We start from the raw sequence: 12,930 nt of genomic DNA, 5'->3' as shown, positions 1-12,930 counted from the left end.
CAGCGGCTGAGCCCACGCATGCTGTTCGTGCACCCGGTCCACGAGGTGCTGCAACAGATCCCGCTGCTGGTCGGGTCGGTGGTGCTCGGCTCGGCGACCGGCAATCCGTTGTGGACGGTCGCCGCGATCGCGTTGACCGTCGCGTTCGGGTTGGCGCGGTGGTTCACCACCACGTACCGCATCGAGCCCACCGAGGTTCAGCTGCGCACCGGGGTGTTGCAACGCAAGGTTCTGTCGGTGCCGCGCAACCGGATTCGATCGGTATCTACCGATGCGCGGTTGCTGCACCGGGCGCTCGGGTTGACGGTGTTGCGGATCAGCACCGGCCAGGAAGCCAAGGGGGATGCCGAATTCGCACTCGACGCGGTCCAGGCCGAGCAGGTGCCGCGATTGCGGGCGATTCTGCTGGCCGACGCGGTGCCGGTCGCGGACACACCGCCCGGCCGGGTGCTGGCGCGCTGGCAACCGGCCTGGTTGCGCTACAGCCCGCTGAGTTTCACCGGGCTCGCGATGATCGCCGCCGCCGTCGGCCTGGTGTACCAAGCGGGAGCTGGTGCGCTACTTGGCAATTCGCAGCTCGCCCGGTCCGGGCTGGCCTTCGCCGAGCGGATGGGCGTGTTCGTCAGCGTGACGTTCATCGTGCTCGCCGTGCTGGTCCTGTCCGTCGTGCTGTCGGTGCTGCGGTCGCTGGTCACGTACGGAAACCTCGTCCTACGAAGAGATTCCGACGTGCTCCATCTGCAGCACGGGCTCCTTCGGGTTCGCGAACACACCTACGACATGCGGCGGTTGCGGGGTGGCTCCCTGCGTGAGCCGCTGCTCGTGCGGTTGTTCGGCGGGGCCCGGCTGGACGCGGTGATGACCGGGGTCGGCGGCGAGGGCGAGGCGTCACTGCTGCTTCCACCATGCCCGTCCGCCACCGCAACGACGGTGCTCGCCGACCTCATCGAGCAGCCCGACGCCGTGACCGGCCCGCTCCGCACGCACGGGCCCGCGGCCACACGGCGGCGGTGGACCAGGGCGCTCATGTGGCCTGCGCTCGCGCTCGTGCCGCTCGCGGTGGTGAGAGCGCCCGTGTGGGCGTGGGTGCTGTGGGCCGTGGTCGCGCTTGCGGCCGCACTGCTGGCCGCGGACCGGGCCCGGTCGCTGGGGCACCGCGTCGACGCCGGCTGGCTCGTGGCCCGCAACGGCAGCCTCGAACGCCGCCGCGACTGCCTGCAAACCGCGGGCATCATCGGCTGGACGGTGCGCCAGACGCTGCTACAGCGGCGCGCCGGCGTGGCCACGCTCATCGCGGCGACCGCGGCGGGGGACAAGCACTACCAGGTGATCGACGTGCCTGCCGCCCAGGCCTGGTCGATCGTCGCTGCCGCGTCCCCGTGGGTCGCCGACAACCAGTGGGCCGATGGGGTGGGGTCCGAGTTGCGCTGAACCTTCAGGCGTTTACTGTCGCTGCATGGCTATCGGTGGGGTGCTGTTCGACATCGATGGTGTGCTGGTGACCTCCTGGCAGCCCATCGACGGTGCGGCTGAAACGCTGCGAGTGCTGGAAGACAACCAGATTGCCCGGTCCTACCTGACCAACACGACGACTCGCACGCGCGCACAGATCGCCGAGTTGCTCACGGCGGCGGGTATGGCGGTGGCGGCCGACGAGGTCATCACCGCCGCGGTGCTCACGGCCGAATATGTGCGCGACCGCTATCCGGATGCGCGGTGCTTCCTCGTCAACAGCGGGCAGATCGGCGAGGACATGCCCGGCGTCGACGTCGTGTATTCGAGCGATTTCACCGGACCGCGAGCCCCGGACACACCCGACGTCGTGCTGCTCGGCGGGGCCGGACCCGAGTACAGCCACCTCACATTGAGTTGGGTGTACGACTGGATGGCACAAGGTGTCCCGGTGGTGGCGATGCACCGCAGTACGGCGTGGAACACCACCGACGGGCTGCGGGTCGACACCGGCATGTACCTCATCGGCATGGAGGAAACCTCGGGTCGCAAGGCGACCGCCGTCGGCAAACCGGCGCCCGAAGGCTTCGTCGCGGCCGCCAACCGTCTCGGCGTCGACCCGGACGAGATGTACATGATCGGCGACGATCTCAACAACGACGTGCTCGCCGCTCAGGTGGTCGGCATGACCGGTGTGCTGGTGCGGACCGGCAAGTTCCGTCAGAGCACGCTGGACCGTTGGGCCGCAGATGAATTCGCGATGCAGCCCAACTTCGTCATCGACTCGGTCGCCGATCTTCCCGAGCTGTTGGGCCTTTAGGCCTGCAGGGTCCGGACCGCTTGGATGCGGTCCTTGAGTTGGTCGGTCGTCGCCGCAGCCACCGGCGGGCCGCCGCAGATCCGCCGCAACTCGTTGTGGATCCAGCCGTGCGGCTTGCCCGTGCGGTGGTGGGCGATGGTCACCAAAGCGTTGAGCTCGCGGCGCAGTTCGCGCAGCTGCCCGTGCGTCGTGCGCGGCGGCGGCGGGCCACCCGAGGCCGCCGCTTCGGCCGAGCGCTTGGTGAGTTGCTCATCTTGCCTGCGGCGCAACAGGTCTCGCATCTGCTCGGCATCGAGCAGGCCCGGGATGCCGAGGTAGTCGGCCTCCTCGTCGCTGCCTGCCGGGGTTGCGGTGCCGAACGAGGCGCCGTCGAAGATGACCTGGTCGAGTTCGGCGTCCGCGCCGAGGTACTCGAAACCGTTCTCGAGTTCGCTCTTCTCGTCCTTGCGCTTCTCGGCGGCTTCGAGCGCCTCGTCGTCGAGCCCGTTGGATTCGCGGTGCGGCTTGCCGAGCACGTGGTTGCGCTGCGCCTCCATCTCACTGGCGAGCAGCAGGAGGTTGGGCACCGACGGCAGGAAGATGCTGGCGGTCTCGCCGGGGCGGCGCGACCGCACGAACCGGCCGATGGCCTGCGCGAAAAACAGCGGCGTCGAAGCACTCGTCGCGTACACCCCGACCGAGAGCCGAGGGACGTCGACGCCCTCGGACACCATGCGCACCGCGACCAGCCACCGACTCGTCGACGCCGAGTACTGGCTGATGCGGTCCGATGCGCTCGGATCGTCGGAGAGCACCACGGTGGGCACCTCGCCGGTGATCTTGGTGAGCAGATCGGCGTAGGCCCGCGCGGTGGTCTGGTTGGTCGCGATGATCATGCCGCCGGCGTCGGGCACGTGCTGGCGCTTCTGCTGCAACCGCTTGTCGGCGGCCGCGATCACCGCGGGCATCCACTCGCCTGCCGGGTTGAGCGCGGTGCGCCACGCGCGGGCGGTCTGCTCGGCCGTCAGTGGTTCGCCGAGCCGCGCCGCATGCTCCTCGCCGGCGCTGTCGCGCCAGCGGGCCTCGCCGGAGTAGGCCAGGAACACCACGGGCCGGACCACGCCGTCGGCCAGCGCATCGGAGTAGCCGTACACGTGATCGGCCTGCGAGCGCTGGAATCCGCTCTCGTCGGGCTCGTACTTGACGAACGGGATCGGGCTGTCGTCGCTGCGGAACGGCGTACCCGTCAGGGCGAGGCGCCGCGTCGCGTCGTCGTACGCCTCGCGCATCGCCTCGCCCCAGCTCTTCGAGTCACCGCCGTGGTGGATCTCGTCGAAGATCACGAGGGTCCTGCGGTTCTCCGTGCGCACCCGGTGCCGGGTGGGGTGGCTGGCCACCTGGGCATAGGTGACGACGACGCCGTGGTACTCCGACGACGTCTGGGAATCGGAGTTACTGAACTTCGGGTCGAGCGCGATACCGTTGCGCGCCGCCGATTGCGCCCACTGGATCTTGAGGTGCTCGGTGGGCACCACCACGGTGATCGCGTCGACCGTACGGTCGGCCAGCAGCTCTGCGGCGATGCGCAGCGCAAACGTCGTCTTACCCGCGCCAGGGGTAGCGACCAGCAGATAATCACGAGGCTTGGTGGTCAAATACTTCACCAGCGCCTTGCGCTGCCAGCCCCGCAATGCCTGGGTGCTGGGCGCTGCGTCAGCCCGCACCCGAGGACTCCTCTCAGTCGAGATGCAGTCTAGGCCAGCGCGTTACGTCGGCGCATCTTCCCGCGAGTGGGCCGGGCGTGTCGCTCGCGCGCGTTCGGTCCGAAGTTCGTGGACGGCACAAGGTGCCGCGTGTGTCAACTTTCGGATCGCGGGTGTCTTCGTGATCCTCGGCAAACACGCGGCGGTCGGTCCGCCGCTGTGAAATTGCTGCGGTTCACCGCCGAACCGGCTGATTACGCTCGGACGATGAGCTGGAACGCCACGAGCAGATCCAACGGGTTGCGGGTGTTGCTCATCGTGGTTGGCGTCATGCTCGCGGCCGGCGTCGTGCTCATCGCAACAGCGTTCGTCGTCTTCGAGTACGCGCTGGATCGTGCTTTCGACAGCGACGATCTCGGCCTGCACCCCATCGACGAAACGGCGGCGGCCGCGGCGATGCGGGACCGCGGGATCGCGATACCCGACGGGTTCGTCTTCATCGAGATGACCGAGCTGAATCAGTTCGTCGGCGCCGACGACTACGCGGGCAGGTATTCGATCGACGTGCCGTTCGCGGATGCCGTGAAGTTGCTCGCCGAAGCGAATCCCGACTTTCCGAAGTTGCGTACCGCGGCGTGCACCGATGAGATCGTGCGTGCGGATTTCCTTGAGGCGCCTGGCTTCACGTGCGGTGCGGGCACCGAACTCGCGGTGACCACGCGGACACTCGACGGTGTCGACGTGTTGGCCGACCACTACCACGGGACGCCGCCGGACACCGAGACCGTCCTGGTGGTGCACAACGGCGGGCAGGTGGAGTTGTTCGTGTTGTCCCGCGGGCACTAGGCCGTTACACGAAGTAGTTGTCGTGCTTGATGAACCACTCGGCGCGTTCTTCGTCGGTGAGATCGGCGAGCTGGGCGAAACCCTCGAAGTAGGCCTCGCGCGGGGCGCCCGGAGCAAACAGCATCAACAGCGACGTCGGCGCGTCGGCCTCGTTGCGGAACCCGTGGATGCCGCCGGGCGGGACATAGAGGAAATCGCCTTGGTTGCCGTCCATCCAGTCATTGCCGTCATATAGCTTCACCGTGCCGGACAGTACGAAGAACGCCTCCGACATGGCCCGGTGGAAATGGGGCCCGGGGCCGCCGCCCTGCGGGCTGATGTCGACGCGATACAAGCCGTAATCGCCATCGGTCTGCTGTTGGTTGGCCAGGTAGTGGTACTTCACGAGGCCGAACGAGTCGTAGTCGGCGGGCTCGTCGGCGCGCCGCAACCGGGCGCTGACCTCCGGCTCGTCTTTGGTGTAGCGAGCGGGGGGATAGGGCGGCACATTCCTGGGGTCCCAGAGTGACACGCCGCCCAGCCTATCCCGCAGTACTCGACACCAGGGTCAAGCAGTCGCGCCCTGCAGCACCGGGAACGTGACGCCGGTCAGCTCCTCGGACACCGTCCACAGCCGCCGCTGCATGTCGAGGTCATAGGACCGCTGGTTGGACAGCACGAGCTTGGGGTAGCCGCGCTGCTCGGCGAATCCGTCGGGCCCGTAGTACTGACCGCCGAGCGCGCCCGGGTCGGTCGCCGCGCGCAGTGTCGGCAGGGCGCCCATGGCCGCGTCCTGGAACAGCACGCGCGCTGCGGGCAACGCGACCTGGAAGGCGCGCGGCAGATGCCGCGCCAGTTCGGTGTCGGATCCGCCGGGATGTGCGGCCAGCGCGGTGGTCTGGTGCCCGGTCAGGCGGCGCTGCAGCTCATAGGTGAACAGCAGGTTGGCGAGCTTGGACTGGCCGTACGCCTGGAGCCGGTTGTAGCTGCGTTCCCAGTGCAGATCGTCGAAGCGGATGCCGGGGGCGAAGCGGTGCCCGGTGCTGCTGACGGTCACGATGCGCGAGCCCGTCACCGGCAGCAGGCGGTCGAGCAGCAGGCCCGTGAGGGCGAAGTGGCCGAGATGGTTGGTGCCGAACTGCAGCTCGAAGCCGTCGGCGGTGGTCTGCTTGGGCGGGGTCATGACGCCGGCGTTGTTGATCAGCAGATCGATGCGATCGTGCTTGTCCTTGATCTCGGCCGCGGCGGTGCGCACCGACTCGAGCGAGCCAAGGTCGAGCTGCTGCAACTCGAGATCGGATTCGCTGACGGTCCTGGCGATCCAGTCGATGGCGGCCTTGCCCTTGTCGAGGTTGCGCACGGCGAGTACGACGTGTGCGCCCTTGGCGGCGAGGGCCTTCGCGGTCTCCAGCCCGAGCCCGGTGTTGGCTCCGGTGACGACGGCGATGCGGCCGGTTTGGTCGGGAATGCTGGCGGTGGTCCATTTCGTCATGAGAGACTCCTGGTGAGGGTTAAACGGAGTGTGCGCTCCGGTTGCTTCCGAATATACGGAACGCGCGCCCCGTTTTGTCAATCCCCGATTTGTGAGGTGGTGTCGATGCGCGCGGATGCGGCCCGCAACCGTGCCCGGGTGCTGGAGGTTGCCTACGAAACGTTCGCGGCCGAGGGGCTCGCGGTGCCTATCGATGAGATCGCGCGCCGGGCCGGGGTGGGTGCCGGAACCGTGTACCGGCATTTCCCGGCCAAGGAAGACCTGTTTCGTGCGGTGATCGCCGATCGCATTAACGCGATCGTCGACGAGGGCCGCACGCTGTTGGCCGAGGCGGATCCGGCCGACGCGCTGTTCGAGTTCCTGCGGTCGATGGTGCGGTGGAGTGCAGAAGACCGCGGCCTGGTCGACGCGTTCGCCGGCGCCGGGATCGACATCAAAACCGTGGTGCCCGAGGCCGAGGATGAGTACATGGCGGTGCTTGGCGAATTGCTGCGGGTCGGGCAGGAATCGGGCGCGGTACGAGGCGATATCGACGCTGCGGGCGTCAAAGCGCTCATGGTGGGCTGCCAGGCCATGCAGAGCTACAACGCCGACCTGGCCGGCCACACGACCGACGTCGTCTTCGACGGGTTGCGCGCGCCGGGGGTAGCGTCGGCGGGGTGAAGTTCGGGATCTCGACGTTCGTCGACGACGACACCATTGACCCGGCAACGTTGGCGCGTGCGATCGAGGAACGAGGCTTCGTCTCGCTCGTCGTCGCCGAGCACAGCCACATCCCGGTGAGCCGCGAATCCCCGTATCCCAGCGGTGGCGATCTGCCGTCGTACTACTACAACACTCTCGATCCCTTCGTGACCCTCGCCGCGGCCGCCGCGGTGACGTCCGAGATCGAACTCTTCACCGGCGTCACTCTGCTCATCCAGCGCGATCCCATCCACACGGCCAAGGAAGCCGCCAGCATCGACCTGATCTCCGGCGGCCGGTTCGTGTTCGGTGTAGGCGCGGGCTGGAACCTCGAGGAGATGCGCGACCACGGCACCGACCCGAAAACCCGCGGCGCACGGTTGGACGAGAGCATCGAGGCGATCAAGGCGCTGTGGACCGCCGAACCCGCCGAGTACCACGGCAAGCACGTCGACTTCGAACTGTCTTACTGCCGTCCCAAGCCGGTCCAGAAACCGCATCCGCCCATCTATATCGGCGGCAACTCGGACGCGACGGTCAAGCGCGTGATCCGCCACGGCTCCGGCTGGATCTCCAATCCGCTGCCGCGGGATGTGCTGGCTCAACGCGTCGGGCAGATGCGTGACGGCGCAGGCCACGATGTACCGCTCGCGATGTTCGGGACGCCCATCGACGCCGACTACTGGCGGGCCGCCGAGGATCTCGGCTTCGGTCAGCTCGGGTTGTTCCTGCCGTCGGTCGGCACGGATGAGTCGCTGCGGCTGCTCGACGAATTCGCCGCGCGCGTCGAGCACTACCAATCCGCTGCGTAACAACCTTGCACTCGCCCTGGTCGAGTGCTAAGAATGCAGTTGGCACTCTCGATTCGTGAGTGCTAGGTCGGGACGGTGAGACCGGGGCCGCACCTGCGGGAGCACACCCTGGTCGTCCGTCGCGGGCACTGAACCCGGCCAACGAACGTGCGATCCCCTATCCGGAGGAATCACTTCGCAATGGCTAAGACAATTGCGTATGACGAAGAGGCCCGTCGCGGCCTTGAGCGGGGCCTGAACAGCCTCGCCGACGCGGTAAAGGTGACGCTGGGCCCCAAGGGTCGCAACGTCGTCCTGGAGAAGAAGTGGGGCGCCCCCACGATCACCAACGATGGTGTGTCCATCGCCAAGGAGATCGAGCTGGAGGACCCGTACGAGAAGATCGGCGCTGAGCTGGTCAAAGAGGTCGCCAAGAAGACCGACGACGTCGCCGGCGACGGCACCACCACCGCCACCGTTCTGGCGCAGGCTCTGGTTCGCGAAGGTCTGCGCAACGTCGCGGCCGGCGCCAACCCGCTCGGCCTGAAGCGCGGCATCGAAAAGGCCGTCGAGAAGGTCACCGAGACGCTGCTGAAGAGCGCCAAGGAGGTCGAGACCAAGGAGCAGATCGCTGCCACCGCCGGTATCTCGGCCGGTGACCAGTCCATCGGCGACCTGATCGCCGAGGCCATGGACAAGGTCGGCAACGAGGGTGTCATCACCGTCGAGGAGAGCAACACCTTCGGCCTGCAGCTTGAGCTCACCGAGGGCATGCGCTTCGACAAGGGCTACATCTCGGGCTACTTCGTGACCGACGCCGAGCGTCAGGAAGCCGTCCTCGAGGATCCCTACATCCTGCTGGTCAGCTCGAAGGTCTCGACCGTCAAGGACCTGCTGCCGCTGCTGGAGAAGGTCATCCAGTCCGGCAAGCCGCTGCTGATCATCGCCGAGGACGTCGAGGGCGAGGCCCTGTCGACCCTGGTGGTCAACAAGATCCGTGGCACCTTCAAGTCCGTCGCCGTCAAGGCCCCTGGCTTCGGTGACCGTCGCAAGGCGATGCTGCAGGACATGGCGATCCTCACCGGTGGCCAGGTCATCAGCGAAGAGGTCGGCCTGTCTCTCGAGACCGCCGACGTCGCGCTGCTGGGCAAGGCTCGCAAGGTCGTCGTGACCAAGGACGAGACCACCATCGTGGAGGGCGCAGGCGACAGCGACGCCATCTCCGGCCGGGTGGCTCAGATCCGCGCCGAGATCGAGAACAGCGACTCCGACTACGACCGCGAGAAGCTGCAGGAGCGCCTGGCCAAGCTGGCCGGCGGTGTTGCGGTCATCAAGGCCGGCGCTGCCACTGAGGTGGAGCTCAAGGAGCGCAAGCACCGCATCGAGGACGCCGTCCGCAACGCGAAGGCTGCCGTCGAAGAGGGCATCGTCGCCGGTGGCGGCGTGGCCCTGCTGCAGTCGGCTCCGGCGCTCGACGAGCTCAAGCTCACCGGCGATGAGGCCACTGGCGCCAACATCGTCAAGGTCGCGCTGTCGGCTCCGCTGAAGCAGATCGCCTTCAACGGTGGGCTCGAGCCTGGCGTTGTCGCCGAGAAGGTCACCAACTCGCCCGCCGGCACCGGCCTCAACGCCGCCACCGGTGAGTACGAGGACCTGCTCAAGGCCGGCGTTGCCGACCCGGTGAAGGTCACCCGCTCGGCGCTGCAGAACGCAGCCTCGATCGCGGCGCTGTTCCTCACCACCGAGGCCGTCGTCGCCGACAAGCCGGAGAAGGCCGCCGCACCCGCCGGCGACCCGACCGGTGGCATGGGCGGTATGGACTTCTAAGTCCCGCTTACGAGGAGGCCCGGCTCGCTTGGCGAGCCGGGCCTTTTCGTTTATGTGCCCGAATGCGCGGTTTCATCCGCGACGCGCCGTGTTAGGCGGATCAGGGTGCACACTCGCGACGAGGAGCCTGTGGATAACCGCCTCGCGCAAGGCTTTTTGTGTCGGGTGGCGATGCCACTGTGCGGGCATGCACACCTTTCGATGGCCGTTTCTCGCAGCGGAGGCGTTGGACGCCGGGCTGCTGACGTTCCGCGAGTTGCGCCGTTTCCATGCCGGGATCTATCCGGGTGTGTGGGCTCCGCGGGGCGTGGAGTTGTCGACGAAGCAGCGTGCTCATGCGGCATGGCTGTGGTCGAGGCGTGAAGGTGTGATCGCCGGCCTCTCGGCCTCGGCGATGTTGGGCGCCGAGTGGGGCGACGCGAGTATGCCCGCCGAGCTCATTCACACGAACAGGCGTCCGCCGCGACTGCTCACCGTCTATACCGACACCCTGCTGCCCGCAGAGGTCTGCACAATCTCGGGCTTGCCCGTGACGACGCCGGCCCGCACGGCATTCGACCTTGGCAGGCGGCTGGAGCTGGAAGCGGGTGTTCAGCGCATCGATGCCCTGATGAATGCGACCGACGTCAAGGTCAACGAGATCGAGGCCGTGATCGCCGGTCATCCCGGTATCCGGGGACTACGGCAACTCCGCGAAACCCTGCTGCTTGTCGACGGCGGAGCGGAATCGCCATACGAATCGTTGACGCGTCTGCTCTTGCTGAAGGCGGGCTTTCCTCGGCCGGAAACTCAGATCCGTGTCCTCGACGAGTACGGATGTGTGGTCGCTCGAATCGACATGGGGTGGCGCAGATACAAGGTCGGCGTGGATTTCGAAGGCGCACACCACTGGACCGATCCGCGGCAACGCTCACGCGATGCCGAGCGCTTCACCAGGCTTCCCGAACTCGGCTGGACCGATTTCAAGCTGACCAGCGGCATGCTGCACAACGATCCGCAGCGATTCCTTGACCGCGTGGCCGCGGCGCTGATTGCGAGGGGCTGCCCCAAGACCTGGTGAGTGTGAGTTCTCATACGCATTCAGCGGCGCGTTGCGTATGAATTCCCACACTCGACGGGCACTCAGTTCTCGGAAAGCACGACACAGTCGTTGGTGCCGGGGTTCGCTGAGTGCCTCGACCGTTTGCGGTGCAGGACCGCGCGGCTCGGCACGATCTGCTGCGTGTCGTCGTCGGTGGCGGCGGGTTGACCGCGGCCGTCGACGATCAGCGAGAAACCGCCGGGCCGGCGTGGTGGCCAGATGAGGGTCACGCCGTCGTGGGAGGCCAGGTTTCTGCGGGTGTGCCCGCCGACCGGGCCCACGTCGATGACGCCGTCGACGAGTTGGGGTTCGACCGCCACGGTGTGTGCGTGGTAGTTGTCGTCGACGGTGACGAGATAGGCGAACGTGTAGTCCGTCAGCTTGGCGGCCAGCTGGTTGAGATCCACTTTCACGCTCATGACGCGAGGATAGTGCGGTTTGCCCGCCGTCGGGCCGGACCGGTCAGACCGGTGCAGATTGGCGGCCGCGGACCAGCCGGCCGGGCCGCGCGGAGGTCGGCACGCCGTGCTCGGCGATGACCTCACCCGACACGACGGTCGCGACGTAACCGTCGGCGGTCTGGTCGAGTCGCCGCCCGCCGGCTGGCAGGTCGTAGGTGATGACGGGCTTGTGCAGCCGCAGTGCGGAATGGTCGATGACATTGAGGTCGGCCTTGTAGCCGACGGCGATGCGCCCGCGGTCCGACAGGCCGGCCACCCGTGCCGGCACCGACGTCAGCTCACGCACGGCTTGTGCGACCGACAGTCTGCCGGTCGCGCGGTCACGTGCCCAATACGCGAGCAGATACGTGGGAAAGCTTGAATCACAGATCATTCCGTAATGCGCGCCGCCGTCGCCGAGGCCGAGGACGACGTCTTCGCGGCGCATCAGATCGCCGACGGTGTCCAGTGAGTTGTTCTCGAAGTTGGCCATCGCGCCGAGCAGGATCGCGTGGCCGTCATCGTCGAGCAGCCGGTCGTAGGCCTCCTCCATGGGGCTGACGCCGCGGGCCTTCGCTCTGGCCGCGATGCTCTGGGACCGGTCGGGTTCGTAGTTCGCGTCCTCGCCGAGCGGGAAGATCCAGTCCCACGCCTGGGCCAGGTACACCAGCGGATTGGCCGGCGCGCCGCCCGGCTTGTCGGACAGGATGCGTTCCCGCACTTCTGGTTTGCGCATCTGTGCGACCCGCTCGGCCAGCGGCAGCCCCGCGATCTCCTGGTAGCTGGGATACAGCACGAAGGGGTTGGCCGTCAGTTCCAGGCCGATCATCAAGCCGATCGGCCGCGGGAACACCTGTGCGGTGATCATCGGACCACCGGCCGCGCTTTCCCGGTTGGCCTTCTCCACCATCGTCATGGCCTCGACCCACAGCGGGTCGCCCGCGTTGAGCACCAGCAGCGTGAACGTGACCGGCAGCCCGGTGTCGGCCGCCGCGTCGAAAACCTGTTGTAACACAGGCTGATAGCCACCGGCCGGGATGTCGGGCACGAACTGGATCAGGCCGCCGCCGCCATCGGCGACGCCACGCGCGATCTCCAGGATCTCCTCGTCGCCGGCTTCGAAGCTGGGGATCTGCTGGCCGCCCTCGGTGCGGTGGGTGGCCAGCCGCGACGACGCGAATCCCAGGGCGCCTGCCTCGATCGCCTCCTTGGCCAAAGCCCGCATCCGGGCCAGATCCTCGGCCGTCGCCGGTTCGCGGTCGGCGCCTCGTTGCCCCATGACATACACGCGCAGCGGTGAGTGCGGTAGGTATGCGGCCACGTCGATGTCGAGGCGTCGCGCCGCCAACGCATCGAGGTACTCGGGAAACGTCTCCCAGTGCCACGGCAGACCGTCGACCATCACGACTCCGGGAATGTCCTCCACGCCCGCCATCACGTCGACGAGCACGTCATGATCGGCGGGCCGGCACGGCGCGAAACCCACTCCGCAGTTGCCCATCACGGCGGTTGTGACGCCATGTGCCGAAGAAGGATTGAGCCGATCGGACCAGATCGCCTGCCCGTCGTAATGGGTGTGCAGATCGACGAAACCCGGCGTCACCAACAGTCCGGTCGCGTCGATCTCGCGGGCACCGCGCTGCGGCACCGATCCGACCGCGGCGATGACACCGTCGCGCACGGCGACGTCACCGGCATATGGTTCGCCGCCCAACCCGTCGACGATCAGACCGCCACGGATGACCAGATCGAACGTCGTCGTTGCCGCACTTTCGGGGTCGTGGGTCATCTGACAAACGTACGACGAAGTGTCGGTGGGACGTGCCAGGATCGAGC

At 67.3% G+C, this 12,930-nt stretch carries 12 protein-coding genes; 7 read left to right on the top strand and 5 right to left on the bottom strand.

Annotation, left to right across the window (positions count from 1 at the left end; translation table 11 throughout):
• Positions 1–18: 18 nt before the first annotated feature.
• Entirely contained in the window at positions 19–1,431 is a 1,413-nt protein-coding gene (locus tag ACOI2T_RS31590; protein WP_409504457.1) for a PH domain-containing protein, read from the top strand.
• Between the two features lie 25 nt (positions 1,432–1,456).
• Positions 1,457–2,272 carry an HAD-IIA family hydrolase gene (locus ACOI2T_RS31585; protein ID WP_085147687.1) on the top strand — a complete coding sequence of 272 codons (816 nt, stop codon included), beginning with the start codon at positions 1,457–1,459 and terminating at the stop codon, positions 2,270–2,272.
• Here the strand turns inward: ACOI2T_RS31585 and ACOI2T_RS31580 are convergent.
• On the bottom strand, positions 2,269–3,975 hold the full coding sequence (locus ACOI2T_RS31580; protein WP_067849343.1) for a DEAD/DEAH box helicase: 1,707 nt from the start codon (positions 3,973–3,975) through the stop codon (positions 2,269–2,271). The genes ACOI2T_RS31585 and ACOI2T_RS31580 overlap by 4 nt on opposite strands.
• 246 nt (positions 3,976–4,221) lie before the next feature.
• Here ACOI2T_RS31580 and ACOI2T_RS31575 point away from each other — a divergent pair, with 246 nt between their 5' ends.
• Positions 4,222–4,800 carry a hypothetical protein gene (locus tag ACOI2T_RS31575; RefSeq protein WP_409504420.1) on the top strand — a complete coding sequence of 193 codons (579 nt, stop codon included), beginning with the start codon at positions 4,222–4,224 and terminating at the stop codon, positions 4,798–4,800.
• 4 nt (positions 4,801–4,804) lie between these two features.
• Here ACOI2T_RS31575 and ACOI2T_RS31570 read toward each other — a convergent pair whose 3' ends face one another.
• Both ACOI2T_RS31570 and ACOI2T_RS31565 read right to left on the bottom strand, forming a co-directional pair.
• Complete coding sequence (locus ACOI2T_RS31570; protein ID WP_084356601.1) at positions 4,805–5,311, bottom strand: cupin domain-containing protein; 507 nt, start codon at positions 5,309–5,311, stop codon at positions 4,805–4,807.
• A 36-nt stretch (positions 5,312–5,347) separates the two neighbouring features.
• Entirely contained in the window at positions 5,348–6,271 is a 924-nt protein-coding gene (locus ACOI2T_RS31565) for an SDR family NAD(P)-dependent oxidoreductase (protein ID WP_409504421.1), read from the bottom strand.
• Positions 6,272–6,376: 105 nt separating this feature from the next.
• Between ACOI2T_RS31565 and ACOI2T_RS31560 the strand changes: the two genes are divergently transcribed.
• The 4 genes from ACOI2T_RS31560 (at position 6,377) to ACOI2T_RS31545 (ending at position 10,633) form a co-directional block, all read left to right on the top strand.
• On the top strand, positions 6,377–6,934 hold the full coding sequence (locus tag ACOI2T_RS31560; protein ID WP_409504422.1) for a TetR/AcrR family transcriptional regulator: 558 nt from the start codon (positions 6,377–6,379) through the stop codon (positions 6,932–6,934).
• Entirely contained in the window at positions 6,931–7,767 is an 837-nt protein-coding gene (locus ACOI2T_RS31555; RefSeq protein ID WP_409504423.1) for an LLM class F420-dependent oxidoreductase, read from the top strand. The genes ACOI2T_RS31560 and ACOI2T_RS31555 overlap by 4 nt, the downstream gene beginning before the upstream one ends.
• Before the next feature lie 180 nt (positions 7,768–7,947).
• A complete protein-coding gene (gene groL, locus ACOI2T_RS31550) occupies positions 7,948–9,573 on the top strand; it encodes a chaperonin GroEL (protein ID WP_067849328.1) in 1,626 nt (541 codons plus the stop codon).
• A 187-nt stretch (positions 9,574–9,760) separates the two neighbouring features.
• Positions 9,761–10,633: a type IV toxin-antitoxin system AbiEi family antitoxin gene (locus ACOI2T_RS31545; RefSeq protein WP_409504424.1), complete on the top strand. Its 873-nt coding sequence runs from the start codon at positions 9,761–9,763 to the stop codon at positions 10,631–10,633.
• A 62-nt stretch (positions 10,634–10,695) separates the two neighbouring features.
• Here the strand turns inward: ACOI2T_RS31545 and ACOI2T_RS31540 are convergent, their stop codons facing one another.
• Both ACOI2T_RS31540 and ACOI2T_RS31535 read right to left on the bottom strand, forming a co-directional pair.
• Complete coding sequence (locus tag ACOI2T_RS31540) at positions 10,696–11,073, bottom strand: pyridoxamine 5'-phosphate oxidase family protein (protein ID WP_409504425.1); 378 nt, start codon at positions 11,071–11,073, stop codon at positions 10,696–10,698.
• A 43-nt stretch (positions 11,074–11,116) separates the two neighbouring features.
• Positions 11,117–12,883, bottom strand: a complete 1,767-nt coding sequence (locus tag ACOI2T_RS31535) for an N-acyl-D-amino-acid deacylase family protein (RefSeq protein ID WP_421875074.1) — start codon at positions 12,881–12,883, stop codon at positions 11,117–11,119.
• Positions 12,884–12,930: the final 47 nt, after the last annotated feature.

Origin of the sequence: Mycolicibacterium wolinskyi str. Jessa 2025 (assembly GCF_049241375.1) — a bacterium.
In the GTDB taxonomy this organism is placed as follows: Bacteria; Actinomycetota; Actinomycetes; order Mycobacteriales; family Mycobacteriaceae; genus Mycobacterium; species Mycobacterium wolinskyi.
This window is presented reverse-complemented; position numbering and strand designations above follow the sequence as displayed.

Coding starts and splice junctions, on each gene's coding strand:
- ACOI2T_RS31565 (WP_409504421.1), bottom strand. CDS start 6,271: ATGACGAAATGGACCACCGCCAGCATTCCCGACCAAACCGGCCGCATC.
- ACOI2T_RS31545 (WP_409504424.1), top strand. CDS start 9,761: ATGCACACCTTTCGATGGCCGTTTCTCGCAGCGGAGGCGTTGGACGCC.
- ACOI2T_RS31590 (WP_409504457.1), top strand. CDS start 19: ATGCTGTTCGTGCACCCGGTCCACGAGGTGCTGCAACAGATCCCGCTG.
- groL (WP_067849328.1), top strand. CDS start 7,948: ATGGCTAAGACAATTGCGTATGACGAAGAGGCCCGTCGCGGCCTTGAG.
- ACOI2T_RS31575 (WP_409504420.1), top strand. CDS start 4,222: ATGAGCTGGAACGCCACGAGCAGATCCAACGGGTTGCGGGTGTTGCTC.
- ACOI2T_RS31535 (WP_421875074.1), bottom strand. CDS start 12,883: ATGACCCACGACCCCGAAAGTGCGGCAACGACGACGTTCGATCTGGTC.
- ACOI2T_RS31585 (WP_085147687.1), top strand. CDS start 1,457: ATGGCTATCGGTGGGGTGCTGTTCGACATCGATGGTGTGCTGGTGACC.
- ACOI2T_RS31560 (WP_409504422.1), top strand. CDS start 6,377: ATGCGCGCGGATGCGGCCCGCAACCGTGCCCGGGTGCTGGAGGTTGCC.
- ACOI2T_RS31540 (WP_409504425.1), bottom strand. CDS start 11,073: ATGAGCGTGAAAGTGGATCTCAACCAGCTGGCCGCCAAGCTGACGGAC.